Source organism: Ruegeria sp. BE10 (assembly GCF_056538905.1).
Map to the genome: position 1 here is coordinate 991,127 of NZ_JBQFTX010000001.1, position 26,268 is coordinate 1,017,394.

Below are 26,268 nucleotides of genomic sequence, written 5' to 3' on the forward strand. Positions count from 1 at the left end.
CGCTGAATCTAGCGAACTTATACCGGTGACGCCAAGGGTTTATGCGGTGATATCACGCACACGTTGCGCCAACCACTCAAGATCGGGGTCGCGCAGGTCGATCTCGGCCAAATGTTCGGCGGTGTTATAGAGGTATTCGGTGTTTGGCCCCCGCCCGCCGACCGCATGGGCGATTATCTGGGCCTGCTCTTCCAGAGGGATACCGCCGCAATACTGCACATGATGGGCGTCGATCACGTAAGTCACGGCATTCACAACCTCGCCGCTGTCCAGGTGCAGGTCCAGCATTTTCTCGACATAGGCCGACGAGATCAGCTCGCGCTCGCGCAATTCATGCAGGGTGCGGTCTTCGTGTCCTGCCTCAACCGCCAGAGCCAGCCCCTTGCAATTGGCGTCGGCCTGTTCGTCCAGCGCCAGAACCAGACCAGGATGGTCTTCAGTACCGCGATGGTGGATCGAGCTCATGCAAAAGGACCGCGCATAACCGTTCAGTGTGGCGCGTTCGCTGCGGGCCACCGGAAAACCCGGATTCCACAGCAGCGATCCATATCCGAAAACCCACATCGTCATAGCACTGGTCCTTGCCCGTTTGCGTCTATAAACATCAATTCCGAGGTGGGAAAAAGGGCGAACTGCCATGCGCGGTCTGATACGGGTAATCATTTTCATCGCTGTAATCTGGAGCGTCTATTGGTTCGTCGCCGGCTTCGGCCTGCGCAACGCGATCACCACATGGTTTGACAAACAGCAGGAACAGGGCTGGCAGGCTGATTTTTCAGACGTTGAAACTGCCGGGTATCCACTGAACCACATGACGCGCCTGAATAACCCGGCGCTGGCCGATCCGGTCAATGGCACCGCCTGGAGCGCGGACTGGATCGAATTCCAAAGCCCGGCAATCTGGCCTGGTCGACAAGTGCTGCGTTTTGCCGGCACACCGCAGCGCCTGTCCTATTTCGACCAGACCGCAACCATTCAGGCCACCGACCTGCAGGCCGAACTGGAACTGCAACCCGGCGTGGCGCTTATGTTGGAAAAGATGGCTCTGACTGCCGGGCCGTGGTCGATCACCGATGATTCCGAGGCTTTGGCCGGGGGCAACACATTGGCCCTTGTGATGGAACAGACCGCCACCCCCGAGGCATATGTGATCAGCGCGCAGGCAGACGGCTTCACCCCCGGCGATGACCTGCGCGAACTGATGCGTTCGGCCACTACCCTGCCGCAAGCGTTTGAAACGCTGGAGCTGGACCTGACGGCCACTTTCGACAAGGCATGGGATCGATCCGCGCTGGAACAAAGCAGACCGCAACCGGTTAAGCTGGACTTGCGCCTGGCTGAAATGAAATGGGGCGCGCTGCGCCTGTTCGCAACCGGAGAGCTGGACGTAGACCCGCAGGGCATTCCCACCGGAGAAATCGCGATCCGGGCCGAAAACTGGCGCGACATGATCGCCATGGCCAATGCAGCGGGCGCCCTGCCCGATCAGGCGGTGGACCCAGTGACAACGACTCTGAATTTTCTGGCAGGGCTCGGTGGCAACCCCAATGCGTTGGACGTGCAACTGAATTTCCGTGATGGGTTTGTCGCCTTGGGCCCTATCCCTTTAGGCCCCGCGCCGCGTCTGATCCTGCGTTAACGGCAGTACGGCCCGCGACGATGGCGTGCCGTATCCAGGTGGAAATGATCGCGATGATACCGGTCCGCATTCGGCCCCAGAACCGTGCCAAACGGGCCGCACGCACCGCGCCAGACTTTGGTCAGCTGACGTTTTGACGGGTTCTTTCGCCAGCCTTTCAGAACGGTCACGACCTCTCCGTCTGCCATTTTAAAGCCCGAGATGTCGATTGCCCGGCCTTTGCCGTGTTCTGAAATTCTGGCCCCTTTTTGATTGTTTCGGGTCCGACAGGCGTAATGGGCAGCAATCTGAAGCTCGGCCACCGGACCGCGCCGTTTGAAGGTGGGTTTGACCGTTTTGTCGACCCATTTGTTCAACGCTATCGCCGTACCGCAATCCATCGTCGACGGGCGGCTGAGTACCACACCTGAAACCGATGTGATTTGCACAGCATCCTTGATGCCGCAGGCCTTGATACGACCGGGCACATTTCCGACAGGCTTGCCCTGAATAGCAATATCCCCACAGACCGAAGTTTTGCGCAGTTTGCGTTTCTTGAACAACGCCTCCTGTTCCAATTCCTTGGGCCGTAGATACGGCATCAACGAGGTATCCGGCCCCAGCAACGGCAATTCCGAGGGGCGCGCTGCCACGGCTAAGACCTGCGGCGACTCAGGGCGCAATACAGGCCGTGTCTTCACATTGGGCAACGGGCTGGCAAAAGCCAGAACAGCGGTCGTTGCGGGCCGCGCCATAGGAACGAGCGACTGTTCAGGAGGCGCCGCGTTGGACACTGTGGCGCAGACCGCCAAATATCCAATCGCAAGGAACCTCCAGCCGCGTTTCATGGGTTCGCCTTTCCCCGTCCGAAATCAGGCGCATCCGTATCCTGCCCCGCATCGATAATCCCACGCCGGATCGCGCGGGTACGAGTGAAATAGTCAAACAGATGTTCGCCATCGCCGGTGCGAATAGCACGTTGCAGCGCAAAAAGCTCCTCGGTAAAGCGCCCGAGGATTTCCAGGGTCGCGTCCTTGTTGGTCAGGAACACATCGCGCCACATGGTCGGGTCCGACGCCGCGATGCGGGTGAAGTCCCGAAAACCAGCGGCCGAATACTTGATGACCTCGCTATCGGTGACGCGGCGCAGATCGTCTGCCACGCCAACCATCGTGTAAGCAATCAGGTGCGGCGCATGTGAGGTCACGGCCAGAACCAGATCGTGGTGGTCCGCGTCCATCTCATCCACATTCGCGCCCATTCCTTCCCAAAGCGCACGCAAACGGGCGATTGCGTCCGGGTCCGAACCTTCAACCGGCACCAGCAGACTCCAGCGATTATCGAACAGTTCGGCAAACCCGGATTCGGGGCCGGAATGCTCGGTCCCTGCCAGCGGGTGCGCCGGTATGAAATGCACTCCTTCGGGAATATGGGGTGAGACCGCCTCTATCACGTGCCGCTTGACCGAGCCCACATCGGTCACTGTCGCGCCCGGTTTCAGGAGCGGTGCGATTTCTTGCGCGACCGTCCCCATTGCGCCGACGGGTACGCAAAGCACTACCAAATCCGCACCCTCAACCGCCTCTTGCACCGTGTCACAGACGCGGTCGCACAGGCCTATCCGACGGGCAGTATCGCGTGTGGCCTCGGACCGGGCATAGCCGGTGACCTCACCCGCAAGGCCCGCGCGTTTGATGGCCCAGAACATGGACGACGCAATCAGGCCCAGCCCGATCAGTGCGACGCGGTCGTATACCTGGCTCATGCGGCGCCCCCTTTGAATGCGGTGATGGCCGCAACGACACGGCGGCATGCCTCTTCATCGCCCACGGTAATCCGCAAGGCGTTGGGCAGGTTGTAACCCGCCACACGGCGCACGATCAAACCCTGCGTCTTGAGGTAATCGTCACATGCCTCGGCCTCGGCCTGATCGGTGAAACGGGCCAGTATGAAATTGGTGCAAGACGGGTCTGTAGGCACGCCAATCTTGGCAAGTTCTTCCGAAAGCCAAACGCGCAGCCGGGCGTTTTCGCCGTGACAGAAGGTCAGGTAGTCGTCGTCTTTCACCGCCGCTTCGGCCGCAGCCAACGCGGTCAGAGACAGGTTGAACGGCTGGCGCACACGATTCAGCACGTCGATGATCGATTGCGCGGCAAAGCCCCAACCGACCCGCATCCCGCCCAGCCCGTAGATCTTGGAAAACGTACGTGTCATGATGACGTTTTCAAACCGATCCACTAAAGACGCACCACCATCGAACCCATCGACGAATTCTGCATAGGCTCCGTCAATGACCATCAGACAGCTTTGCGGCAAAGCTTCGGCCAACCGCACAAGGTCCGCCTCGCCGATCATAGTCGAGGTCGGATTGCCCGGATTGGTGACAAACACGATGCGCGTTTGCTCGGTAACCGCGGCAAGGATATTGTCCACATCCACGTGACGATCCCGTTCCGCCACCATGACCGGCGTTGCCCCGGCCATACGGGCGATAATCGGGTACATGGAAAACCCGTGCTCGGTGTAAATGACCTCATCCCCCGGCCCGGCATAGGCTTGCGCCACGAATTGCAGCACCTCGTCACTGCCCACACCGCAGATGATCCGCGCGGGGTCCAGCGCGTGACGTTCCCCGATCGCGGCACGCAGGCTAGCGTGGTCGGTGCTGGGATAACGATGCAAGGTCACGGCACTGTCGCGCACCGCCTCAATCGCCTTGGGACTGGGCCCGAACGGGTTTTCGTTAGAGCTGAGCTTGATCACATGCTCGACCCCGGCCACATGCGACTGGCCGCCCTGATACAGCGCGATGTCCATAATGCCGGGTTGAGGGGTGATCTTGGTCATAAGAGGCTCCGTTAATTGGAGCCTCTCATACCCGTCTCAACGCGTTGAGAAAAGCGGCAATTCCGTCACGCCGCTTTGAAGCGGGCCGTTGCCGGGTCAGCGTTGTAGAATGGCACGAACTCTTCGGTCCGGTGGGACAGGTCATTAACACTGTCGATGATGAACTGAACAGTCTCTTCGCTCATCAAATACGAGAAGTTCAGCCGCACCCAGCCGGGTTTCTTCATCTCTTCCCCCGCGGACAGGGCCGCGTGCAATTCATCCGAGGTTGCGCGGTCGATCCCCAGAAGACGGTGCGCATATGGCCCCGCACAGGCACAGCCGCCGCGCGCCTGAATGCCATAAATATCGCTAAGCATCCGGGTGAACAGTTGCTGATGAACAGGCTGGCCAGAGTTATCCCGCACAAGGAAGGAATAGATCGGCAGGCGATGCGGGTTATCGACGCCCAGCAAGGTCAGGTTCGGGTTATCACCCCACCCGTCCAGCGCCATACGGTTAAACTGCGCCTCTTTTTCGGCGATCTCATCAGTGCCGACAACATCCTTGACGACAAAGGCCAGCGCCGCGCGGATGTCTCCGACCACGTTGGGTGTTCCGGCCTCTTCGCGCGTGGCTAGGTCCTCGCTGTAGTCGTGCCGCCAGGGCGAAACAAAACTGACCGTGCCACCACCGGGCCAACTGGGGCATGTGCGGCGCACGGCGGTCTGATTGACGATCAGAACACCCGACGCCCCCGGCCCGCCCGGAAACTTATGCGGAGACACAACGATAGCATCCTTGCGCGCATCCTCTGGCCCCATGTCCATCGGCAGATAAGGACCACCGCCTGCGTAATCCCAGACCGAAACGGCGCCATGCGCCTTGAGCAGTCGGGTGATCGGATCCGGGTCGGTAATGATTCCGGTTACATTCGACGCAGCCGAAAACGACCCGATGATCAGATCCGATGCAGCATTGTCGATCAGAACCTGCTCCAGCGCCGCCAGATCAACCCCACCTTCAATAGCTTCAGGAATCTCGATCACCTGTGCCTTGCTTTCACGCCACGGCAAAATGTTCGAATGATGCTCGTACGGCCCAATCAAAACGACCGGCCGGTCAGCCGCATCCACACCCAACAAGCTGACCAGCCGGTTCAGACCCGCAGTAGCGCCGGACCCGGTGAATATCACCGCGTCTTCTCCCCTCGCGCCAACGATGCGGGCAATCTCTGCACGCGCCTCGCGGCGCAACCGAGTCATGTATGAACCGCAATAGGAGGCCTCGGTGTGGCTGTTGGCATAAAAAGGCAGCACCTGTTCGGTGACAAAATCCTCAACCTGCCGCAGCGCACGGCCCGAAGCGACGTAATCCGCATAAACCAGCGGCACGTCCCCATGTAGACCCGGGATCAGAACGTTCTCTCCGATCAGCCCGTCGCGCAGGCTTGAATTGCGAGTGGTGGACAGGATGTCTGCGCGAAATTTGGACAGGGTCATGGCATAGTCTCCGTATTGCCCTACCAATGTGATTGCTTTTGCCTGAGTAAACTTCACCGTTCTTTTGATAGATTTTCAATAATTTGTGTCATATGATCAGGAATGGTGGAAAAAATAGATCAAATTGATAAACGCATCCTGCGTGAGCTGCAAACAGACGCGACCTTGTCCCAACGCGAACTGGCCGATCGGGTCGGGCTGTCGCAGAACGCCTGTTGGCGGCGGTTGAAGGCACTGAATGAGGATGGCGTGATTACCGGCTCAACCGCACGGATCGCACGGGAGAAGCTGGGGCTGAGCCTTGTGGTTTTTGTTATGCTGCGCACCCGGCATCACTCGGCCGAGTGGTTGCAGGCATTTCGCAGCCACGTACTAACCATCCCCGAAGTGGTGGATTTCCACCGGATTGGTGGCGACTATGACTATCAGTTGAAGGTCGTGACCGAGGACATGGCGTCATATGACAAGGTCTATCAACGCCTGATCGAAAAAGTCGAACTGGACAGCGTGACCTCGTATTTCGCGATGGAAGCAATCGCCGAAGGTCGCCCCTTGCCGATCTGATCCGCTTTTTCATATGGCCAAAAATACCTCGGGGGAGTCGCGCATCGACTGGGGCAGAGCCCCTACAAACAAAAAAAGACCGCGCTGAAAGCGCGGCCCTTTAAATTTTGCGTCTCGGCGAAGATTAGTTCTTCGCGTAGAATTCGACGACCAGGTTCGGCTCCATCATGACCGGGTACGGCACATCGCCCAGACCCGGTGCGCGCACGAAAATCGCGGTCATTTTCGAGTGGTCCGCGTCGATGTAGTCAGGCACATCACGCTCAGCCAGAGCAACAGCTTCCAGAACAACAGCCAGCTGCTTGGACTTGTCGCGCACTTCGATCACATCACCTTCTTTGACGCGGTAGCTGGGGATGTTGACCCGCTTGCCGTTCACTTTGACGTGGCCGTGGTTCACGAACTGACGTGCGGCAAACACAGTCGGGACGAACTTGGCGCGGTAAACAACAGCGTCCAGACGGCGCTCCAGCAGACCGATCAGGTTTTCACCAGTATCACCGTTCACACGGACGGCTTCTGCGTAGATGCGGCGGAACTGTTTCTCGGTCAGGTCGCCATAGTAACCTTTCAGCTTCTGCTTGGCGCGCAGCTGCAGACCGAAGTCCGACAGTTTACCCTTGCGGCGCTGACCGTGCTGGCCGGGGCCGTATTCGCGGCGGTTGACCGGGGATTTCGGACGACCCCAGATGTTTTCGCCCATCCGGCGGTCGATTTTGTGCTTGGCAGACGTGCGTTTGGTCACGGCTGATCTCCTTCTTAAGGTCGAGGTCCAGACGGACCACTATGAAGGGCGTTGTCCTCTTGAGGTTTCCCCCATGACAGGCATCCCCTTGCGGGGGCCACCAACACCAATGAAGCCGCGCTTATATCCGCGAAACTGGCAGAGTCAACACACCATGCCATGCAACATTGGAATTTCCATTGAAATCGAGGTTTACCTGCGGGTCAGTCAGCTCTGCGTCCGACAGAAACCGCCCTCTGCTGATCTTGATCATCCAGGACCGGAGTGGATCGGGATGGGAACGCTATGACAGTCTCATCCATCCCGGTTGCTTCGTTCCCCTGGCCCGCAGATTCGGCGACTTCACTAATCCAGAAATCCTGATCCCGCTCCGGGCAATCCCCTTCGAAGACCAGCATCGGGGCTGATTCGCCAGCAACTGGGAACAACGCCGCTGTGAAAGTTTGCGCACCGTTGGTCAACACAAGCAGGCCACTCGCTTCCTCTGAAAGGTTTTGAACATGCGCGCAATGGCTCAGCGTCGCTAAGTCGGAACCAATGTCTTCGGCTACTTCCAGCATCTGCACAGAGGAATTCTTCAAAAATCGTGCCTGTCCGCGCCACGACCAGGCAGCTCCGACGCTCAAAAAGGACAAGGGCGCTGCCTCAAGTCCATCGATTTCCGTCTGCCTCCAAAAAATGGCTATACGACCGCTTTGTCCGGTTCTCATATTACCGCCTGTACCCTTAAACCCATCACTGCGTACTGGGCTACCCTTATCAACGTAAATTAAGGCGGAAAAGAGACGTTAATGTATTGTTAACGAAATTGTGGCCTTTGAGATTCAACTATTGACTTCCGGAGGGGTATTTTCCCGCCAGAATCGATCAACTTTTGTTGATTTAGGATTTCTAACTCAGCCACACTTGGAATGCCCGCAACTGCGGCAGGTCATGCAACCTTCGATCATCACCATATCGAACTGACCACAGGACGGGCAGGCTTTGCCGCGTGGCGCATCCATGTTGACCACCTGCGCCTGAGGGTCGGATTTCAGCCCCATGCCTTCCCCTTCAAGAAAGCCGATATTGATCAGGTGCTGCTCGATCACGCCACCAATCGCGGCCAGGATCGACGGGATGTATTTGCCCTGAACCCAGGCTCCGCCGCGCGGGTCAAACACAGCCTTCAACTCTTCGACCACAAAGGACACATCCCCGCCCCGCCGGAATACGGCCGAGATCATCCGGGTTAGCGCCAGCGTCCAAGCGTAGTGTTCCATGTTCTTCGAGTTGATGAACACCTCGAACGGGCGACGCCGGCCGCCGATGACAATGTCATTGATGGTCAGATAGATTGCGTGCTCGCTATCGGGCCACTTCAGTTTATAGGTCGACCCCTCCAACGCCTGCGGACGATCCAAAGGCTCGGACATGTACACGACTTCGCCTCCATCGACCTCATGCGGCGCAGCGGCGCTTTCGCCCGGCGCAGTGTCGGCACTTTCCGAAACGGTCAGCACCGACCCGGTCACGTCATTCGGTCGATAGGTGGTGCAGCCTTTGCACCCCTGATCCCACGCCTGCATGTATACATCCTTGAACGCGTCAAAGCTGATGTCCTCGGGGCAGTTGATCGTCTTGGAAATCGAACTGTCGATCCATTTCTGCGCCGCGGCCTGCATCTTGACGTGATCGGACGGTGGTAGCGTCTGCGCATTGACGAAATAGTCGGGCAATTCCGCGTCCCCGAACTTATCACGCCACATCTGCACGGCATAATCCACCACCTCTTCCTCGGTGCGCGAGCCGTCTTTCTGCAGAACTTTGCGCGTATAGGCATAAGCAAAGACCGGCTCGATTCCCGATGACACGTTCCCAGCGTAAAGGGAGATCGTCCCCGTGGGCGCAATCGAGGTCAGCAATGCATTGCGGATGCCATGTTCACGGATCGCATCGCGCACATCCTCGTCCATTTGCTGCATCGTGCCGCTGGCCAGGAATTTCTCGGCATCGAACAGGGGGAACGCCCCTTTTTCCTTCGCCAAGTCCACCGACGCCAGATACGCGGCGCGGGCGATCGCGTGCAGCCAGCGCTCGGTCTGACGCGCCGCCTCGTCCGAGCCATAGCGCAGGCCCTTCATCAACAATGCATCGGCCAGACCTGTCACACCCAGCCCGATGCGGCGTTTGGCTTGCGCTTCGGCCGCCTGCTCCGGCAGCGGGAATTTCGACGCGTCGACCACATTGTCCATCATGCGTACGGCGGTGGCGACCAGATCCTGCAATGCGCCCTCATCCAGGTGTGCCGCATCCTCGAAAGGTTCAGCTACCAATCGCGCAAGGTTGATCGAGCCCAGCAGACACGCGCCATATGGCGGCAGGGGCTGTTCACCACATGGGTTGGTGGCGGCGATGGTTTCCACATAGCTCAGGTTGTTGGCCTGGTTGATGCGGTCGATGAAGATCACGCCCGGCTCGGCATAGTCATAGGTGGCCTGCATGATCTTGTTCCACAGATCGCGCGCCTGAACGGTGTGATAGACCTTTTCACCAAAGACCAAATCCCACGGGCCGTCGGCTTTGACGGCTTCCATGAAGGGGTCGGTCACCAGCACCGACATATTAAACATGCGCAGGCGGGCCGGGTCGGATTTGGCTGTGATAAACTGTTCGATATCCGGGTGATCGCAGCGCATGGTGGCCATCATCGCACCCCTGCGCGAACCCGCCGACATGATAGTGCGGCACATCGCGTCCCACACATCCATGAACGACAACGGCCCCGAGGCATCGGCGGCCACCCCATGCACATCAGCCCCACGTGGGCGGATGGTCGAGAAATCATAGCCGATCCCCCCACCCTGCTGCATGGTCAACGCAGCCTCTTTCAGCATGTCAAAGATACCGCCCATGCTGTCGGGAACGGTTCCCATGACAAAACAGTTGAACAGGGTCACCTGCCGTGCAGTACCTGCGCCCGCAGTGATACGACCTGCGGGCAGGTATTTGAAATCTTCCAGCGCTTCAAAGAACTTATCTTCCCAATGCCCCTGATCTTTTTCCACTCGTGCCAAATCGCGGGCAATGCGCCGCCAGCTGTCTTCGACTGTCTGGTCGATCGGTGTGCCATCCGCCTGTTTGAAGCGGTATTTCATGTCCCAGATCTGCTCGGCGATGGGGGCGGCAAAGCGGCTCATTGGTGATTCCCTGTACTGAAAGAGGTATCCAGACTATCCTAAATCACACGTCCACCACAACACCTTGATGACGCCGGTCATCAGGCTACAATATAAAGGTGGGCCTTGGGACGACTCTGTGGGAAAGCTGTGGATAAGTACGTAAACCTGATAAAACTCTCGGTCGGATCGGAAAGTGTAGACACGCTGATCGCGTGGCAGGACAGCCGTAAACCGCTGTACGAGGATGGTTGCCCGCGCCATGTCACCCGCATGTGGCCCAAGCGCGAGGCCGAGATTTTGAACGGCGGGTCAATTTATTGGGTGATCAAGGGTGTAATCCAATGCCGTCAGCGCATCCTGCGGCTGGATGAGGTGCGCGGTGAGGACGGCATCCGCCGTTGCGCCATCGTGCTTGATCCAGAGGTGCACCGTACGCAAACCGCTCTGAAGCGCCCGTTTCAGGGCTGGCGCTATTTGAAACCCGAAGACACCCCTGCCGATCTACCACAAGGGCGCGAGCAGGACGACGCCCTGCCCGATGATTTGAACCGCGCGCTGGCCGAAATCGGAGTGCTTTGATCAGGTCAGGTGATCCAGTAACTTGGATAGAACCGCTTTGTCATCGGCTGAATAGTTGGGCACCCTGCTGCGCCACAGTGTCGCCTGCGACCGTAAGATCACTCCGTCCGACAGAATCTTCAGGTGATTGGCGCGGAGTGTTTCACCCGTCGAGGTGATATCGGCAATCGCTTCGGCCGTTTCATTCATCACCGTGCCTTCGGTCGCGCCCTGGCTATCCACCAAGGTGTAATCGGCGACGCCCGCATCGGTCAGAAACTCGCGCACCAGCCGGTGGTACTTTGTGGCAATCCGCAAGCGGTGACCGTGGGTTTTGCGAAAGGCCGCCGCAGCGGCGTCCAGATCATCCAGCGTGTCGACATCCACCCAGCAGGCCGGTGTCGCAATGATCAGGTCAGCCTTGCCGAAGCCCAGCTGCGATACCTCTTCCACCTGCTGTTCCCAGCGCGGCAGCTTTTCCTGCACCAGATCAATACCGGTCACGCCCAGATGAATACGCCCAGCCGCCAGTTCGCGCGGAATTTCCCCTGCAGACAGCAGAATCAGCGATACGCCCTCAATCCCTTCGACCTTGCCGGCATATTCCCGGTCCGAACCACTGCGCGACAGGGTAATGCCGCGCTTTTCAAACCACGAGAAGGTTTTCTCCATCAACCGGCCCTTCGAGGGCACGCCCAGTTTCAGGCTCATTGCGCGCCCTCCTCGATTTCCAGGATCAGGTCAGGGCGCAGCACGCCACCCACAGCAGGGATTTCAGCGCCATTGCCCAATTGCCGGGTCAGCGCATCATACCGCCCGCCTGTGGCAACCGGAGGAAGGTCCGGGCGTCCCTCGGCATAAAAGCCAAAGACGAACCCGTCGTAATATTCCATGGAAGTACGGCCATAGGCTGCTTCGAAGTCCAGCCGCTCGACATCGACGCCACGCGCCTGCAATGCGGCCACGCGTGTCTCAAGACGGTCCAGCGCCGGGGTAATCTGCGGCAGGTCTACCGCCACATCGCGCAGTTGCTCTAACGCAAAAGGCATGGTTTCGCGCACGTTGAGCAAGGTTTCCAACCCGCCTAGTTCGCTGTCGGAAATCGGCGGGGTGTCGCGGTCTTCGCGCAAGGCTTCGATCCGCGCCTCAATCTCGCTTGCGCGGCGTTTGCCGATCATCGGCACATCCATGGCCAGCGGGTCCTGGGAATCCAGCAAGGCATCACGGCCTTCTGGCACCGGCTTGCGCCCTGCAAACCGATCCAGCAGATTGCGGAAACGACGCGGATGCCACAGGTGCCGCATCAGGGCGGCCTTGCGGCGATCCGTGGTGCGCAGGCCCTGAACCGCAGCCATCAGGATACCAATATCGCCGGTCGCCGCACGCAACGGCAGCCCGCGCAGCTGAAGGGCGAACAGCGAAAAAACCTCGGCATCTGCGCCCGAGGGATCGTCGCGGTCAAAGACCTCGTACCCCACCTGAATGTATTCGTTTGATCGATCCGGGTCGTGTTCCTGACGCCGGAACACTTCGCCTGAATAGGTGTAGCGCGCGGGTTCAGCCCCATCGCTCATGTGCATCTGCACGACTGGCAGCGTGAAATCTGGGCGCAACATCTGTTCGCCGCGCAGCGCATCCGAGGTCACATAGGCGCGGGCACGGATATCTTCGCCATAGAGGTCCAGCAGCGTTTCGGCTGGTTGCAACAGGGGCGGGTCGACGACCTGTGCGCCAGCGGCCTCGAACCGGACCCGCATCATCGCGGCGCGGGCTTGTATCTGGGAACGGTTGGCCATGGATCAGTCCTGACTGTCCAGAATTTCGCGCACCTTGGCGACCAGATCGCCACGCGGCACTTCAAACTGGCTTGGGCGTTCTTTCCATTCCTCCAGCGTGGCGCTTTCGGCGATCTTCGCACCCAGGATCAGGTCTTTGATCTGTATGATGCCATTGGCCTTTTCATCGCCGCCTTCAATCACCGCGATCGGAGAGTTCCTCTTATCCGCATATTTCAGCTGATTGCCAAAGTTCTTGGGATTGCCCAGATAGACCTCGGCCCGGATGCCAGCATTGCGCAGCTCGGCCACCATGGTCTGATAGTCGGCCATCCGATCCCGGTCCATGACAGTCACAACGACGGGGCCTGTCGCCTGCGCAGCGATCCGACCCTTTTCGCGCAACGCGGCCAGCAAACGGTCGACGCCGATGGAAATACCGGTCGCAGGCACTTCCTGCCCGGTAAATCGCTTGACCAGATCGTCATAGCGACCACCGCCAGAGACCGACCCGAACTGCCGCTTGCGGCCTTTCTCGTCGAAAATCTCAAAGGTCAGTTCGGCCTCATACACCGGCCCGGTATAGTAACCGAGGCCACGCACGACTGAAGGGTCAATCTCGATCCGATCCGCACCGTAGCCGCCCGCATCCAGCAACGCGCCGATCTGTTCCAGTTCGGCAATACCATCGGCACCGATCTTGCTGTCACCGACAGCAGCACGCAGGTTGGCCAATGTCCCAGCGGTGTCTGCGGCTTTCGAAGTCAGGAAAGCAATCACTGGTTCAGCCTGAGCGTCGCTGAGGCCCACGCCGTCGATAAACGCCCCCGAGGCATCCAGACGGCCTTTGGTCAGCAACTCGCGCACGCCCTGCTCACCCACCTTGTCGAACTTGTCGATGGTGCGCAGGACATTGTCGCGGGCAGCAGCGTCTTCGCCCAGACCCATCGCCTCAAGCACGCCGTTCAGAACTTTGCGGTTGTTGACCCGTACCAAGTAGTCGCCGCGCGGGATGCCCACGGTTTCCAGCGTGTCCGACAACATGGCGCAAATCTCGGCATCGGCCGCCATCGAGGCCGTACCCACAGTATCCGCGTCACACTGATAAAACTGACGATAGCGTCCCGGACCCGGCTTTTCGTTGCGCCATACCGGGCCCATCGCATAGCGGCGATAAGGTGTCGGTAAATCATTGCGGTGCTGCGCATAGACTCGGGCCAGTGGCGCGGTCAGGTCATAGCGCAGGGCCATCCAGTCGCCCTTGTCATTCTCGTCCACTTCCTGCCACGCGAACACACCCTCGTTCGGGCGATCTACGTCGGGAAGGAACTTGCCCAGCGCCTCAACGGTCTCAACCGCGCTGCTCTCTAAGGCATCGAAACCATATCGATGATAGACGTCCGCAATAGCCCGCAGCATCTCGGTGCGCTGCGTGACTTCCTGGCCGAAATAGTCGCGGAACCCTTTTGGCGTTACTGCCTTGGGGCGGGGCTGTTTCTTGGGCTTGGCCATGTGGGGCGTCCTTGGGCGTTTAGTGTTCCGCGCGCGGTCTATCCCATGGCCCGCATCGGGGCAAGGCGCGCTTTCGCTGGCCTTGGGCCTCACGTGTCGCTATGACCGGCAAAGAAGGAGTCCCCCATGCAGCATCTGGAAGAGCAGATCGCCCATCTTACCCGCACGGTCGAAGAACTAAACACGGTTGTCACTCGCCAGCAATCCGAGATCGACCGCCTGACCCGCCGGGTCGAGATGCTGATGCGCCGCGAAGGCGAACGGGCGCAGGAAGGATCAGGTGGTGTTGTGTTCGGAGACGAACGTCCGCCGCACTATTGAGCGCTTTTTGTGTACCCCCTTTATCAAGAGGCTGAAGTTCTATTTCTTCAGTCTCATTGGTGAAACGGGTTGCATTCACAGCAACCAAATAACCGGAGAAAATTAATGGTCAAAAAACTCGCTCTGGTTACCGGTGCCGCGCGCGGTATTGGGCTGGCTACCTCAAGACTGTTTCTCCAGGACGGGTGGCACGTTGCGATGGTCGATCGTGATGCGGAAGCATTGACCGAGGCGGCGAGCAATCTTGATGGCACGATGCCGATTGTTGCCGATGTTTCAGATCCAGATCAGGTGGACGATACAATACAGGCCGTTATATCGAATTTTGGACGAATTGACGCCGTGGTGAACAATGCGGGTATCGCCGAATTTGGACCAATCGAGCAACACGACTTTGCGGTGTGGCGCCGCGTCATGGAAACCAATCTTGACGGTGTGTTTCTGGTTTCACAGGCTTCAATTCCAGCCCTTCGCGAAAGCCGGGGCTCTATTGTCAATATCGCCTCGATCTCGGGACTGCGGGCCAGCACCCTACGTGTTGCGTACGGCACTTCAAAAGCTGGCGTCGTCCACCTGACCAAACAGCAAGCCGCAGAATTGGGAGAATACGGGATTCGAGCCAATTGCGTCTGTCCCGGCCCGGTTCGTACCAAGCTGGCGATGGCCGTTCACACACCCGAAATCATCAACGCGTATCATGACGCCATTCCGCTGAACCGTTATGGTTCGGAAGAAGAGATCGCTCAGGTGATCTTATTTCTTTGCTCGGACAAGGCCAGCTATGTAACTGGCCAAGTGATTGCGTCCGATGGCGGGTTCGAGAGCACTGGCGTCGGGCTGCCCGCACTGCGGTCACCCGACTGAATTCTCAATCCTGAAATCTGGTCAGAGATATGGAAAACCGTTGATCACAGACCCAGCGTTGTTTTCACTGCGTTGTCGACCACCCCGCCCAAGAGGGCATGCTTATCCGCGGCGCAGCCTTCCGACAGTGCGGCTATGAAAGCTTCACGCAGTTGGGCCTTTTCTTCGTCCGTGGTCGCGTGATCTTCGATATTGATCTGGCGATTATAGAGGGACAGAGCCGTCATCTTACCAACAACCTCTACAACAAAGGCTTCATCCCCGTCCGCCTCCTCGGCAATCGAGGCGCAGGTATAGTGCATCACAGGCAATGCGTCCTGCACCATCTGTTCAGCCGCATCATCGGCCATCGCCACGCTCGGAGACACCAGGATTGCGGCGCAAACAAGCATTCTGAATCTAACAAACCGCATCACAATCACTTCCAGTTATGTCCGATAATGGCCCCGGCCACACCACCGATGGCTGCACCCTTGCCGTCGCCGATCAACGCGCCTACGCCCGCGCCGATCAAAGCGCCTTCGATCGTTTGCTTTTTCTTCTTGTCATCCTTGTCATCTGCCAGCGACCCGGACGCCACCGCCAGTGACGCAGCGGCTGCCAATGCAAATGTTCTGAACCCAATAGCTGTAATTGCCATAGCTGTGCCCTCCTGTGACACACCCCGAAACGGAGCATAAGTCCAGCCTAGCGGCGCAAAAACACTGTGGCAACAAAAGGGTGGGTCAGATTTCCTCGACCATGGTGACGCCATCCAAAGATTTAATGGCCCCCTTGATCTGCGGATTGATTGGGAAATCCTGTCCCAGATCCATCTCAACATCCCCCGGCAGACCGGGATCCAGCAGACAGATGTGGATCGGCCCTTTGGCCGCGCGCTTGGCTGCACCAGCCGCGTCTTCTAGAACCTTGGCGACCGTCGGAAGCACCTCGGGGACGTCAACAAATATTCGCAACCCCGTTGCGCCTGCTTCGGCAACTACAGAATCAACCGGCCCAACAGAATTCGCAAGCAACTTGAGCTGATCGGATTCCATTTCGGCTTTGACGGTCAGCACCACTTGCGATCCGGTCTCTAGAAACTCGCGCGATTTCTCCAGGGTTTCCGAGAACAGCGTGACCTCGTACGCCCCACTTGGATCAGACAATTGCGCAAAAGCAAAGCGGTTGCCCTTGGCCGATTTGCGTTCCTGACGCCCAGACACCACACCGGCCATCTTGGCAATAAACGGACCCGAGCGCGCCTGTTGCGTCACCTCATCCAATGTCATGACCTTCTTGCGTTTCAGCGCGGGCATGTAGTCGTCCAGCGGGTGACCGGACAGATAGAAACCGATGGCTTTGAACTCTTCGCTCAGGCGTTCTGCAGGCAGCCAGTCCGGCGTCTGCGACAGGCGGGGTTCGGGTAGATCATCGCCAGCCTCACCGAACAATGATACCTGGTTCGAGTTCTTTTGGTCGTGGATCGCCGCCGAGTATTGTACCAGCGGATCAAGGCTTTCGAACACACGGCGGCGGTTTTTGTCAAGCTGGTCGAATGCTCCGGCCCGCGCCAGCATTTCAAGCGGGCGTTTGCCGACTTTCTTCAGGTCCACCCGGCGGGCAAAGTCGAACAGGTTGACGAATGGCTTATCGCCTCGGCCATCAACCACGAGGGTCATGGCCTCGGCGCCCACGTTCTTGAGCGCGCCCAGCGCATAGACCAACTGCCCGTCGACCACATCAAAGGTTGACAGGGATCGGTTCACGCAGGGCGGCACGTAGGGCAGCTCTAACCCCTTGCGAACCTCTTCGAAATACACGGCCAGTTTGTCGGTCAGATGGATATCGCAGTTCATGACACCCGCCATGAACTCGACCGGGTGGTTCGCCTTCAGCCAACCGGTTTGATAGCTGACCACCGCATAGGCAGCGGCGTGGGACTTGTTGAAACCATAGTTGGCGAATTTTTCCAACAGGTCGAAAACCTCAGAGGCTTTCTTGGCATCCACGCCATTCTCACCCGCGCCCTTTTCGAATTTGGGGCGTTCGGCATCCATCGCCTCTTTGATCTTCTTACCCATCGCGCGGCGCAACAGGTCCGCGCCACCAAGGCTGTACCCAGCCATCACCTGCGCGATCTGCATCACTTGTTCCTGATAGACGATGATGCCTTGGGTTTCCTCAAGGATGTGGTCGATCAGAGGATGTACGGATTCAATCTTTCGAAGCCCATTCTTGACCTCGCAGTAGGTGGGGATGTTTTCCATTGGCCCCGGGCGATAGAGCGCCACAAGCGCCACGATATCCTCAATACACGTGGGCTTCATGCGTTTCAGCGCATCCATCATCCCCGACGATTCCACCTGGAACACCGCTACGGTTTTGGCGGCTGAATAGAGCTTGTACGTCGCTTCGTCATCCAGCGGGATAGCGTTGATCTGGTTTTCGGCCCCCTCGGCGGGCTCATACAGTTCCGTGCTATCGGCGGCGATGTGCAGGGGTCGCCCGGATTTGAAGATCAGATCCATCGCATTCTGGATTACGGTCAGGGTTTTCAGACCCAAGAAGTCGAACTTGACGAGACCGGCCTGTTCCACCCATTTCATATTGAATTGGGTTGCAGGCATATCCGAACGCGGATCTTGATACAGCGGCACCAGCGCGTCCAGCGGACGGTCCCCAATCACTACCCCCGCCGCGTGGGTCGAGGCGTTCCGCAACAGACCCTCGACCTGCTGGCCATAGGTAAGCAGCCGGTCCACGACCTCTTCACTGCGGGCCTCTTCGCGCAGGCGGGGTTCGTCTTTCAACGCTTTTTCGATGGAGACGGGTTTGACACCCTCGACCGGGATCATCTTGGACAGACGATCCACCTGGCCATAGGGCATCTGTAACACTCGCCCGATATCGCGTACAGCGGCCTTGGACAGCAAGGCACCAAAAGTGATAATCTGCCCAACCCTATCGCGGCCGTATTTCTGCTGCACGTAGCGGATCACCTCTTCACGGCGGTCCATGCAAAAGTCGATATCGAAGTCGGGCATAGAAACCCGTTCGGGGTTCAGGAACCGTTCGAACAACAGTGAATAACGTAGCGGATCAAGGTCCGTGATGGTCAGAGCATAGGCCACCAGCGAGCCCGCACCCGAACCCCGCCCCGGCCCCACCGGGATGTCTTCGTCTTTCGCCCATTGGATAAAGTCAGCAACGATCAGGAAATAGCCGGGAAACCCCATGCCTTCGATTATGTCCAGTTCGAAATCCAGCCGTTCCTGATATTCCTCGGGCGTCACCGCATGCGGGATCACCGCCAAACGTTTTTGCAGACCCTCATTGGCGATGCGGCGCAATTCGGCGACCTCGTCATCGGCGAATTTCGGCAGGATCGGGTCGCGGCGATAAGCCATGAAGGCGCATCGTTTGGCGATTTCCACCGTATTCTCGATCGCCTCGGGCAAATCGGCGAACAGTGTCACCATTTCCTGCTGCGACTTGAAGTAATGCTGCGCAGTCAGACGGCGGCGCCCGTCCTGCTGATCGACATACGCCCCTTCGGAAATACAGATCAGCGCATCATGGGCCTCGTACATGTCCGAGGTGGGAAAAAAGACATCATTGGTGGCGACCAGCGGCAGGTTCTTGGCATAGGCCATTTCGACATGCCCACGCTCGGTCAGGTGTTCGGCCTCGGGCTGACCACCCTCGCCCGGATGGCGTTGCAACTCGATGTAAAGACGATCAGGGAACATGCCCGCCAGCCGATCCACCAAAGCCTCAGCCGCCGGGCGTTGGCCTTGCTGCAGTAACATACCCACCGGCCCGTCCGGCCCACCTGTCAGGCAGATCAGGCCGTCCGAGTGCTGTGCCAGTTCTTCCAAAGTGACTTGCGGAAGCTGTCCGCCCTTGTCCACATAAAGACAGGAGCTCAGCTTCATCAGGTTCTCATATCCGACCTCGGACTGCGCCAGCAGCACCAGCGGAGCCGGGATTTTCGGCTTTTCACCTGGCTGCGCATGCACATAGGTCAGATCAACCTGGCACCCCATAATCGGTTGCACCCCTGCCCCGCTTGCGGTGACCGAAAACTCCAAAGCCGAGAACATGCTGTTGGTGTCGGTCACGGCGACGGCTGGCATCTCCATTTTTTCGCATAATGCGGGCAGTTTTTTTAGCCGTACGGCGCCTTCCAGCAGGGAATATTCGGTGTGAACGCGGAGGTGAATGAATCGTGTGGTGCTGCTCATACCACCTACGCTATCCCAGCCAGCGGCGCGACAAAAGCGGGAACCGATGCTTTTGAAAGCTTAAAAAATCAAAAACGATTGTTCGGTTTTTACAGAAGGTGCTTCGGGCAGAAATTCGTTGGATTGACAGAAAACAGTTTAATTTCAGATGCCTGAATATTACAGAAACCCGGTGTTTTTTCGCAAATCGGTCCTAATGGTACATCATATAGGCAGTTTTTCTTGCCAGATAACCTGCCCTGTTTCTAACATCTAATGGCAAGCTTTCCGCCCGCCACTCTTTCTACGTCGCATCGAAGGAGGGCCACAGGGGCGCAACCGGGTAAGGCGACGGGTTTCTCGAATGGATATCACGTTTCTTCTGAACGGAGAGACAGTGGAACTGGCGGATGTCGATCCGACAGCGACCCTGCTGGATTGGCTACGCGAGGATCGGGGCCTGACCGGTACCAAGGAAGGCTGCAACGAAGGTGATTGCGGGGCTTGCACCGTCATGGTCACGGATGAAGGCGGCGCCAAGGCGCTGAATTCCTGCATCCTGTTTTTACCGCAACTGCACGGCAAAGCGGTTCGTACCGTCGAAGGTGCAAGCGGCCCAAATGGCGAAGCCCATCCGGTGCAGCAGGCCATGGTTGATCTGCATGGATCGCAATGCGGCTTTTGCACCCCCGGTTTCGTGATGTCGATGGTTGCCAGCCATTCGAGCGGGGCAAAGGATCATGACACGCAGTTGGCGGGGAACCTTTGTCGCTGCACCGGATACGCCCCGATCATCCGCGCGGCCAAAGCCGCCGAAGAACACCCCGTGCCCGTCTGGGTCAAGGACAAACCTGTTTCTACACCTGCCACGATACCCATGCTGCCGGACTCCTCTGACGAATTGGCCGCGGTCTATGCCGAACGCCCAGATGCCACTCTGGTCGCGGGCGCAACCGATGTAGGGCTGTGGGTCACCAAGCAATTGCGCGATCTTGATCCGGTGATCTTCCTGAATCGCTGTGACGATCTGAAAGACATTACAATAACGGACGATGAAATTCGTTTTGGGGCCATGGTCGATATGAACCGCATGGGCGAGGCGCTGACCGATTTGCACCCCTCGTACGCCGAGATGATCCGCCGATATGCCAGCGTTCAGGTGCGCCACGCGGCCACCGTCGGCGGCAACATCGCCAATGGCTCCCCCATCGGGGACAACCCGCCCGCGCTGATTGCCCTGAACGCCACCCTGCATCTGCGCAAGGGCAACGACCGCCGTTCGATACCGCTGGAGGAGTTCTTCATCGACTACGGCAAGCAGGACCGCAGCCCCGGCGAGTTTGTCGAGGCCGTCAGCTTCCCACGTCAGGCGGATCGCCTGAAGGCTTATAAGATCAGCAAACGGTTCGATCAGGATATCTCGGCCGTGTGTGGCTGTTTCAACATCACCGTTTCAGATGGTGTCGTCGACCAGGCGCGCATCGCCTTTGGCGGCATGGCCGGCGTCCCAAAACGCGCCACTCAAGTCGAGGCCGCGTTGAACGGGAATCCATGGACACGTGAAACGGTGCATACTGCGATGCTGGCCTTTGACGATGACTTTACACCAATGACGGATATGCGCGCCTCGGCCACCTATCGGCTTGAGACGGCCAAGGCGCTGCTGGAAAGGTATTACCTTGAAGATCAGGGCCACGTGACCAACGTGCTGGGGGTGTCGGCATGAGCGTGACAAAACCCCTCCCCCACGACGCAGCGCCGCTTCATGTGTCCGGCACCGCCCGCTACGTAGATGACATTCCGACGCCCAAGGGAACGCTTTATCTGGCGTTCGGTATGAGCCCGATTGCCAAGGGCAAGATCACCGCGATGGATTTGTCCGCTGTCAAAGCAGCCGAAGGCGTCGAGATGGTCATGACGGCCGAAGACCTGCCTTTTGCCAACGATGTCTCGCCCTCTATCCATGATGAGCCGCTGCTGTCTGACGGCACCGTTCACTATATCGGCCAACCCGTTTTTCTGGTGGTCGCCACCAGCCATCTGGCCGCCCGCAAGGCCGCACGGCTGGGCAAGATCGACTATGACGAAGAAACCCCAATCCTGACGGTCGAAGAGGCGCTTGCTGCCAATAGCCGGTTCGAGGAAGGCCCGCGCATTTATGCCAAGGGCGACGCGGATGCGGCTATTGCGGGCGCGACCCATGTGATCGACGGGGGCTTTGAGCTCGGCGGGCAGGAACATTTCTATTTGGAGGGTCAGGCGGCCTTAGCCGTGCCGAACGAAGGTGCGGATATGCTGGTGCATTCCTCAACACAGCACCCGACCGAGATTCAGCACAAGGTTGCTGACGCTTTGGGCGTTCCGATGCACGCCGTCCGGGTCGAAACCCGCCGCATGGGCGGAGGGTTCGGCGGCAAGGAAAGCCAGGGCAACGCGCTGGCCGTGGCCTGTGCCATTGCCGCGCGTGTAACCGGCAAGGCCTGCAAGATGCGCTATGACCGCGACGATGACATGGTCATCACCGGCAAGCGCCATGCGTTCCGGATTTCGTATCGCGCAGGCTTTGATGAGCATGGTCATATTCAGGGCGTGTCCTTCCTGCAATACGCCATCTGCGGCTGGGCGCAGGACCTGTCCCTGCCTGTCGCTGACCGTGCCATGCTGCATTCGGATAATGCCTATCTGCTGCCTAATGCGCGGATTGAAAGCCACCGGCTGAAAACCAACACCCAATCCGCCACCGCCTACCGCGGATTTGGCGGCCCGCAGGGTATGATCGCGATTGAACGGGTCATGGACCATGCCGCTTATGAATTGGGTCTGGACCCGGTCGAGCTGCGCCGCCGGAACTATTACGACCCTGCCCATCCGCCAACCATGGAACCTGAACATCTGGCAAGGCGTCCGTTGGAACGCGTCGATCCGCATGAGGATCTGACAAGTCTTGGCGCTGTTGAGCAGGTTGAGACCGCTCCGCCCGTGCGCCCGGTGCCGGAAGGCGGCAATACAACGCCCTACGGCATGGAAGTCACCGATTTCGAACTGCACGGCATGACCGAAGCGCTGCTGAAATCCAGCGATTATGCCGCGCGCAAGGCGGCTATCGCGGCGTGGAACGCCGAAAACAGCGTGGTTAAGAAAGGCATCGCCTTCTCTCCGGTGAAATTCGGGATATCCTTCACACTAACCCACCTGAATCAGGCGGGTGCGCTGGTGCATGTGTATCAGGACGGTTCGGTCCACTTGAACCATGGCGGCACAGAAATGGGCCAGGGCCTGTTCCAGAAAGTCGCGCAGGTTGCAGCCTCGCGCTTTGGCATTCCGCTCGAGTTGGTAAAGATCACCGCCACAGACACGGCCAAGGTGCCGAATACCTCTGCCACGGCCGCGTCTTCGGGCAGTGACCTGAACGGCATGGCGGTGAAGGCCGCGTGCGACACGATCCGCGATCGGATGGCCGACTATCTGGCCGAACGGCATCAGGCTGATCCGTCCAGCGTTACCTTCACGGATGGCCACGTCTCGGTCGGCGAAGAACGCTATACCTTTGCCGAAGCCGCTGCATTGGCGTATCAAGGGCGCATCAGTCTGTCTGCAACCGGGTTCTATAAGACGCCTAAGATCGAATGGGACCGGATCAAGGGCCGGGGCCGCCCGTTTTACTACTTTGCTTATGGTGCTTCGATCACCGAGGTTGCCGTCGACACATTGACCGGAGAGAACCGCATTCTGCGCACCGACATCCTGCATGATGCGGGTGCGTCGCTGAACCCGGCACTGGATATCGGGCAGGTAGAAGGTGGCTATGTGCAAGGCGCAGGCTGGCTGACGACCGAAGAACTGGTCTGGGACGGCAAGGGCAACCTGCGCACGCATGCACCGTCAACCTACAAAATCCCCGCCTGTTCAGACCGACCCGACATTTTCAACGTCGCACTCTGGGATGGTGAGAATCGCGAGGACACGATCTATCGCTCAAAAGCGGTGGGTGAGCCGCCCTTTATGTTGGGAATTTCCGCCTGGCTGGCACTGTCCAACGCGGTGGCGGCCTGTGGAGACAGCTATCCGGCACTGGATGCGCCTGCCACGGCCGAAGAAGTCTGGCGCGGCGTTCAAAGGGTGAAGGGAGGCATCTGATGGGATTCGACCTGGAGGCTTTGAGGGAGGCGGTCAAAACCCACGGAAAAGTAACTCGGGTGGTCATCGCGGCGATCAAAGGGTCGTCCCCACGCGAAGTTGGGGCCGCTATGCTGGTTTGGAAGGATGGGCAAAGCGGTACAATCGGGGGTGGCGTACTTGAATACGAAGCAGCCCAGGCCGCACGAACCCAAATCGTATCCTCGCGCCTGACGCATCATGCGCTTGGCCCAGACATGGGGCAGTGCTGCGGCGGCGCGGTCTCGTTGTTTAGCGAAGTCTTTGACGCAAACGCGGTGGACGCTCTGGACGATACGGTCATCGCAAGAACGGCGGCGGGAGGTGACATGCCCCTGTCCGTCAAACGCCTGCTGGCGGCTGCGCGCGGTCAGGGTATCGCGCCCGATCCGCAACTGATCGACGGCTGGATGGTTGAACCGGTACACAAACCGGCCCGCAATCTGTGGATCTGGGGTGCAGGTCATGTCGGCCGTGCACTTGTGGATGTGCTCGCACCACTGCCCGATCTGGCAATCACATGGGTCGACACTGCACCTGAGCGTTTTCCGAACACGGTTCCAAACGGAGTAACAGTGGTTCCGGTCGCAAAACCGGCCGAATTGGTGCGCCACGCGCCGACCAATGCCGAACATCTTGTGCTGACTTATTCACACAATCTGGACCTGGAGCTGTGCAACCGGCTGCTTTCACACGATTTCCGCTTTGCGGGGCTGATCGGCTCGGCTACGAAATGGGCGCGATTCCGGTCTCGGTTGGCAGCGCTGGGGCATATGCCCGAACGAATCAACCGGATCACCTGCCCAATCGGCGACCCCGGTTTGGGCAAACACCCGCAAATGATCGCCGTTGGCGTTGCAGCAGACCTGCTGCGTCCCACGCGGCAGAACGAATTGAAGAAGGACCTGAGCGCGTGACCACTCCACTACTAAGCTTACAAGGTTTGACCAAGGCCTATCCAGGCGTCGTGGCCAATGATCAGGTGTCCTTTGACATCGGTGAGGGTGAAGTTCACGCCCTGCTGGGCGAAAACGGCGCGGGTAAATCCACGCTGGTGAAAATGATCTATGGGCTGGTGAAGCCCGACAGCGGCACAATGCTGCTGCGCGGTCAGGCGTTTGCGCCACCGGAACCCCGCGCCGCACGAGCCGACGGTATCGCGATGGTGTTCCAGCACTTCTCGCTGTTTGACGCGCTGAACGTGGCCGAAAATATCGCGCTGGGGATGGAGAACCCGCCGCCGATGGGCGATCTGGCCTCGCGTATCCGCGAAGTGTCGGAAACCTATGGCCTGCCGCTGGACCCGTTCCGCACCGTTGGCGATCTATCCGCCGGCGAGCGTCAGCGGGTCGAGATCATCCGCTGCCTGTTGCAGGACCCCAAGCTGCTGATCATGGACGAGCCGACCTCGGTTCTGACCCCGCAAGAGGTTGAGATCCTGTTCGAAACACTGAACAAATTGCGGTCCGAGGGCACCTCGATCCTGTATATCTCGCACAAGCTGGAAGAAATTCGCACGCTTTGCGACCACGCCACCATTTTGCGTCTGGGCAAGAACGTAGGTGAGTGTGTGCCGTCTGAAACCTCGGCGCGGGACATGGCCGAGATGATGGTCGGCTCAACCTTGCAGACACCGGAACGCTCGGGGCGTGAATTTGGCGAGGTAGCGCTGGATGTCAGCGGGCTTTCAGTTCCGTCGCCCTCGGAATTTGGCACGGCTTTGAAGAACGTTCACATGACGGTCCGTAAGGGCGAAGTTCTTGGTGTCGGCGGCGTGGCTGGCAACGGTCAGGATGAACTGCTGGGCGTGTTGTCCGGTGAAATCCAGACAACAGCAGATGCCATCAAGTTCAACGGCCAGCCGATCGGCAAACTGGGGCCGACGGCCCGACGCAAGCTTGGCGTGCTGACGGCACCCGAAGAACGACTGGGCCATGCTGCTGCCCCGGACATGAGCCTGACCGAAAACGCTTTGCTGACCGGTTCGGTGCGCGAAGGTTTGGAAAGCAACGGCTTTCTGAAGTGGTCAGAAACCAAAAGTTTCGCCGAGAAAATCATCAGCGCCTTCGACGTCCGCACGCCGGGGCCCGAAAATGCGGCGCGGTCATTATCAGGCGGCAACCTGCAGAAATTCGTGATCGGACGCGAGGTGTTGCAGAACCCTGACGTTCTGGTGGTGAACCAGCCCACCTGGGGCGTGGACGCGGCGGCGGCAGCCTCGATCCGGCAGTCCATTCTGGACCTGGCGGCTAAAGGAACCGCAGTCATCTGCATTAGCCAAGATCTAGATGAATTAATGGAAATCTCGGACAGCTTTGCCGCCCTCAACGAAGGGCGTCTGAGCGCGCCGCGCCCAACCACCGGCCTGACCGTGGATGAGATTGGCCTGATGATGGGCGGCGCACATGGCATGGAGGTGGCCCATGTCTAACCCATTACAAAAGAATGAAATCAGGGGGATG

23 protein-coding genes are annotated in these 26,268 nt (G+C 58.8%); 9 read left to right on the top strand and 14 right to left on the bottom strand.

Annotated features, from left to right (window positions below):
• Window positions 1-39 precede the first annotated feature (39 nt).
• The gene (locus ACR0M2_RS04950; RefSeq protein WP_170374217.1) at window positions 40-570 is read right to left on the bottom strand and encodes a gamma-glutamylcyclotransferase; all 531 of its coding nucleotides are present in this window, start codon (window positions 568-570) and stop codon (window positions 40-42) included.
• A gap of 67 nt (window positions 571-637) precedes the next feature.
• Between ACR0M2_RS04950 and ACR0M2_RS04955 the strand changes: the two genes are divergently transcribed.
• Window positions 638-1,639, top strand: a complete 1,002-nt coding sequence (locus tag ACR0M2_RS04955) for a DUF2125 domain-containing protein (protein ID WP_170374215.1) — start codon at window positions 638-640, stop codon at window positions 1,637-1,639.
• Here the strand turns inward: ACR0M2_RS04955 and ACR0M2_RS04960 are convergent.
• The 4 genes from ACR0M2_RS04960 to ACR0M2_RS04975 all read right to left on the bottom strand — a co-directional run bounded on the left by ACR0M2_RS04960 (window position 1,636) and on the right by ACR0M2_RS04975 (window position 5,946).
• Entirely contained in the window at window positions 1,636-2,466 is an 831-nt protein-coding gene (locus tag ACR0M2_RS04960; protein ID WP_480704166.1) for an extensin-like domain-containing protein, read from the bottom strand. The two genes, ACR0M2_RS04955 and ACR0M2_RS04960, sit on opposite strands and share 4 nt — an antisense overlap.
• Window positions 2,463-3,383, bottom strand: a complete 921-nt coding sequence (locus tag ACR0M2_RS04965) for a prephenate/arogenate dehydrogenase family protein (RefSeq protein WP_170374211.1) — start codon at window positions 3,381-3,383, stop codon at window positions 2,463-2,465. The genes ACR0M2_RS04960 and ACR0M2_RS04965 overlap by 4 nt, the downstream gene beginning before the upstream one ends.
• On the bottom strand, window positions 3,380-4,465 hold the full coding sequence (hisC, locus tag ACR0M2_RS04970) for a histidinol-phosphate transaminase (protein WP_170374209.1): 1,086 nt from the start codon (window positions 4,463-4,465) through the stop codon (window positions 3,380-3,382). Before hisC ends, ACR0M2_RS04965 begins: the two co-directional genes overlap by 4 nt.
• 65 nt (window positions 4,466-4,530) lie before the next feature.
• Window positions 4,531-5,946, bottom strand: a complete 1,416-nt coding sequence (locus tag ACR0M2_RS04975; RefSeq protein ID WP_480704167.1) for an aminotransferase class V-fold PLP-dependent enzyme — start codon at window positions 5,944-5,946, stop codon at window positions 4,531-4,533.
• Window positions 5,947-6,048: 102 nt separating this feature from the next.
• Between ACR0M2_RS04975 and ACR0M2_RS04980 the strand changes: the two genes are divergently transcribed.
• A complete protein-coding gene (locus tag ACR0M2_RS04980) occupies window positions 6,049-6,510 on the top strand; it encodes an Lrp/AsnC family transcriptional regulator (protein WP_170360571.1) in 462 nt (153 codons plus the stop codon).
• A gap of 124 nt (window positions 6,511-6,634) precedes the next feature.
• On the opposite strand, the gene rpsD is transcribed toward ACR0M2_RS04980, so the two are convergent.
• The 3 genes from rpsD to ACR0M2_RS04995 form a co-directional block, all read right to left on the bottom strand.
• On the bottom strand, window positions 6,635-7,255 hold the full coding sequence (rpsD, locus tag ACR0M2_RS04985) for a 30S ribosomal protein S4 (protein ID WP_480704168.1): 621 nt from the start codon (window positions 7,253-7,255) through the stop codon (window positions 6,635-6,637).
• Window positions 7,256-7,458: 203 nt separating this feature from the next.
• Complete coding sequence (locus ACR0M2_RS04990; RefSeq protein ID WP_480704169.1) at window positions 7,459-7,836, bottom strand: hypothetical protein; 378 nt, start codon at window positions 7,834-7,836, stop codon at window positions 7,459-7,461.
• A 315-nt stretch (window positions 7,837-8,151) separates the two neighbouring features.
• Window positions 8,152-10,434: an adenosylcobalamin-dependent ribonucleoside-diphosphate reductase gene (locus ACR0M2_RS04995; RefSeq protein ID WP_480704170.1), complete on the bottom strand. Its 2,283-nt coding sequence runs from the start codon at window positions 10,432-10,434 to the stop codon at window positions 8,152-8,154.
• A 129-nt stretch (window positions 10,435-10,563) separates the two neighbouring features.
• Between ACR0M2_RS04995 and ACR0M2_RS05000 the strand changes: the two genes are divergently transcribed.
• Window positions 10,564-10,995 carry a DUF1489 family protein gene (locus ACR0M2_RS05000; protein WP_170347801.1) on the top strand — a complete coding sequence of 144 codons (432 nt, stop codon included), beginning with the start codon at window positions 10,564-10,566 and terminating at the stop codon, window positions 10,993-10,995.
• On the opposite strand, the gene hisG is transcribed toward ACR0M2_RS05000, so the two are convergent.
• From hisG to hisS, 3 genes are read right to left on the bottom strand one after another with little or no spacing between them, the layout of a single operon-like run.
• Window positions 10,996-11,685, bottom strand: coding sequence for an ATP phosphoribosyltransferase (gene hisG / locus ACR0M2_RS05005; protein WP_170347800.1), 690 nt, complete (start codon window positions 11,683-11,685; stop codon window positions 10,996-10,998). It abuts the gene before it with no gap.
• On the bottom strand, window positions 11,682-12,770 hold the full coding sequence (locus tag ACR0M2_RS05010) for an ATP phosphoribosyltransferase regulatory subunit (RefSeq protein WP_480687044.1): 1,089 nt from the start codon (window positions 12,768-12,770) through the stop codon (window positions 11,682-11,684). The genes hisG and ACR0M2_RS05010 overlap by 4 nt, the downstream gene beginning before the upstream one ends.
• Window positions 12,771-12,773: 3 nt before the next feature.
• Window positions 12,774-14,261, bottom strand: coding sequence for a histidine--tRNA ligase (gene hisS, locus ACR0M2_RS05015; RefSeq protein ID WP_480704171.1), 1,488 nt, complete (start codon window positions 14,259-14,261; stop codon window positions 12,774-12,776).
• Window positions 14,262-14,387: 126 nt separating this feature from the next.
• Between hisS and ACR0M2_RS05020 the strand changes: the two genes are divergently transcribed.
• Both ACR0M2_RS05020 and ACR0M2_RS05025 read left to right on the top strand, forming a co-directional pair.
• Window positions 14,388-14,582 (top strand): SlyX family protein, encoded by a 195-nt coding sequence (locus ACR0M2_RS05020; protein ID WP_170347797.1) that lies wholly within the window; start codon window positions 14,388-14,390, stop codon window positions 14,580-14,582.
• 105 nt (window positions 14,583-14,687) lie between these two features.
• The gene (locus tag ACR0M2_RS05025) at window positions 14,688-15,446 is read left to right on the top strand and encodes an SDR family NAD(P)-dependent oxidoreductase (protein WP_480704172.1); all 759 of its coding nucleotides are present in this window, start codon (window positions 14,688-14,690) and stop codon (window positions 15,444-15,446) included.
• A gap of 44 nt (window positions 15,447-15,490) precedes the next feature.
• Here the strand turns inward: ACR0M2_RS05025 and ACR0M2_RS05030 are convergent, their stop codons facing one another.
• The 3 genes from ACR0M2_RS05030 to dnaE all read right to left on the bottom strand — a co-directional run bounded on the left by ACR0M2_RS05030 (window position 15,491) and on the right by dnaE (window position 19,672).
• Window positions 15,491-15,859 carry a YmgD family protein gene (locus tag ACR0M2_RS05030; protein ID WP_170374190.1) on the bottom strand — a complete coding sequence of 123 codons (369 nt, stop codon included), beginning with the start codon at window positions 15,857-15,859 and terminating at the stop codon, window positions 15,491-15,493.
• Window positions 15,860-15,864: 5 nt separating this feature from the next.
• Entirely contained in the window at window positions 15,865-16,086 is a 222-nt protein-coding gene (locus ACR0M2_RS05035; RefSeq protein ID WP_170347795.1) for a YMGG-like glycine zipper-containing protein, read from the bottom strand.
• Between the two features lie 85 nt (window positions 16,087-16,171).
• Window positions 16,172-19,672 (bottom strand): DNA polymerase III subunit alpha, encoded by a 3,501-nt coding sequence (gene dnaE / locus ACR0M2_RS05040; RefSeq protein ID WP_480704173.1) that lies wholly within the window; start codon window positions 19,670-19,672, stop codon window positions 16,172-16,174.
• A gap of 343 nt (window positions 19,673-20,015) precedes the next feature.
• On the opposite strand from dnaE, the gene xdhA reads away from it, so the two are divergent.
• From xdhA to ACR0M2_RS05060, 4 genes are read left to right on the top strand one after another with little or no spacing between them, the layout of a single operon-like run.
• A complete protein-coding gene (gene xdhA, locus ACR0M2_RS05045; RefSeq protein ID WP_480704174.1) occupies window positions 20,016-21,377 on the top strand; it encodes a xanthine dehydrogenase small subunit in 1,362 nt (453 codons plus the stop codon).
• On the top strand, window positions 21,374-23,788 hold the full coding sequence (gene xdhB, locus ACR0M2_RS05050; protein ID WP_480704175.1) for a xanthine dehydrogenase molybdopterin binding subunit: 2,415 nt from the start codon (window positions 21,374-21,376) through the stop codon (window positions 23,786-23,788). Before xdhA ends, xdhB begins: the two co-directional genes overlap by 4 nt.
• Window positions 23,788-24,723 (top strand): xanthine dehydrogenase accessory protein XdhC, encoded by a 936-nt coding sequence (xdhC, locus tag ACR0M2_RS05055; protein ID WP_480704176.1) that lies wholly within the window; start codon window positions 23,788-23,790, stop codon window positions 24,721-24,723. Before xdhB ends, xdhC begins: the two co-directional genes overlap by 1 nt.
• On the top strand, window positions 24,720-26,237 hold the full coding sequence (locus ACR0M2_RS05060; protein ID WP_170347790.1) for an ABC transporter ATP-binding protein: 1,518 nt from the start codon (window positions 24,720-24,722) through the stop codon (window positions 26,235-26,237). Before xdhC ends, ACR0M2_RS05060 begins: the two co-directional genes overlap by 4 nt.
• Window positions 26,238-26,268 lie beyond the last annotated feature (31 nt).

Excerpts from the sequence above, each read along its gene's own strand:
- ACR0M2_RS04950 (WP_170374217.1), bottom strand. The coding sequence starts at position 570 with ATGACGATGTGGGTTTTCGGATATGGATCGCTGCTGTGGAATCCGGGT.
- ACR0M2_RS04955 (WP_170374215.1), top strand. The coding sequence starts at position 638 with ATGCGCGGTCTGATACGGGTAATCATTTTCATCGCTGTAATCTGGAGC.
- ACR0M2_RS04960 (WP_480704166.1), bottom strand. The coding sequence starts at position 2,466 with ATGAAACGCGGCTGGAGGTTCCTTGCGATTGGATATTTGGCGGTCTGC.
- ACR0M2_RS04965 (WP_170374211.1), bottom strand. The coding sequence starts at position 3,383 with ATGAGCCAGGTATACGACCGCGTCGCACTGATCGGGCTGGGCCTGATT.
- hisC (WP_170374209.1), bottom strand. The coding sequence starts at position 4,465 with ATGACCAAGATCACCCCTCAACCCGGCATTATGGACATCGCGCTGTAT.
- ACR0M2_RS04975 (WP_480704167.1), bottom strand. The coding sequence starts at position 5,946 with ATGACCCTGTCCAAATTTCGCGCAGACATCCTGTCCACCACTCGCAAT.
- ACR0M2_RS04980 (WP_170360571.1), top strand. The coding sequence starts at position 6,049 with ATGGTGGAAAAAATAGATCAAATTGATAAACGCATCCTGCGTGAGCTG.
- ACR0M2_RS04995 (WP_480704170.1), bottom strand. The coding sequence starts at position 10,434 with ATGAGCCGCTTTGCCGCCCCCATCGCCGAGCAGATCTGGGACATGAAA.
- hisG (WP_170347800.1), bottom strand. The coding sequence starts at position 11,685 with ATGAGCCTGAAACTGGGCGTGCCCTCGAAGGGCCGGTTGATGGAGAAA.
- ACR0M2_RS05010 (WP_480687044.1), bottom strand. The coding sequence starts at position 12,770 with ATGGCCAACCGTTCCCAGATACAAGCCCGCGCCGCGATGATGCGGGTC.
- hisS (WP_480704171.1), bottom strand. The coding sequence starts at position 14,261 with ATGGCCAAGCCCAAGAAACAGCCCCGCCCCAAGGCAGTAACGCCAAAA.
- ACR0M2_RS05020 (WP_170347797.1), top strand. The coding sequence starts at position 14,388 with ATGCAGCATCTGGAAGAGCAGATCGCCCATCTTACCCGCACGGTCGAA.
- ACR0M2_RS05025 (WP_480704172.1), top strand. The coding sequence starts at position 14,688 with ATGGTCAAAAAACTCGCTCTGGTTACCGGTGCCGCGCGCGGTATTGGG.
- ACR0M2_RS05030 (WP_170374190.1), bottom strand. The coding sequence starts at position 15,859 with ATGCGGTTTGTTAGATTCAGAATGCTTGTTTGCGCCGCAATCCTGGTG.
- ACR0M2_RS05035 (WP_170347795.1), bottom strand. The coding sequence starts at position 16,086 with ATGGCAATTACAGCTATTGGGTTCAGAACATTTGCATTGGCAGCCGCT.
- dnaE (WP_480704173.1), bottom strand. The coding sequence starts at position 19,672 with ATGAGCAGCACCACACGATTCATTCACCTCCGCGTTCACACCGAATAT.
- xdhA (WP_480704174.1), top strand. The coding sequence starts at position 20,016 with ATGGATATCACGTTTCTTCTGAACGGAGAGACAGTGGAACTGGCGGAT.
- xdhB (WP_480704175.1), top strand. The coding sequence starts at position 21,374 with ATGAGCGTGACAAAACCCCTCCCCCACGACGCAGCGCCGCTTCATGTG.
- xdhC (WP_480704176.1), top strand. The coding sequence starts at position 23,788 with ATGGGATTCGACCTGGAGGCTTTGAGGGAGGCGGTCAAAACCCACGGA.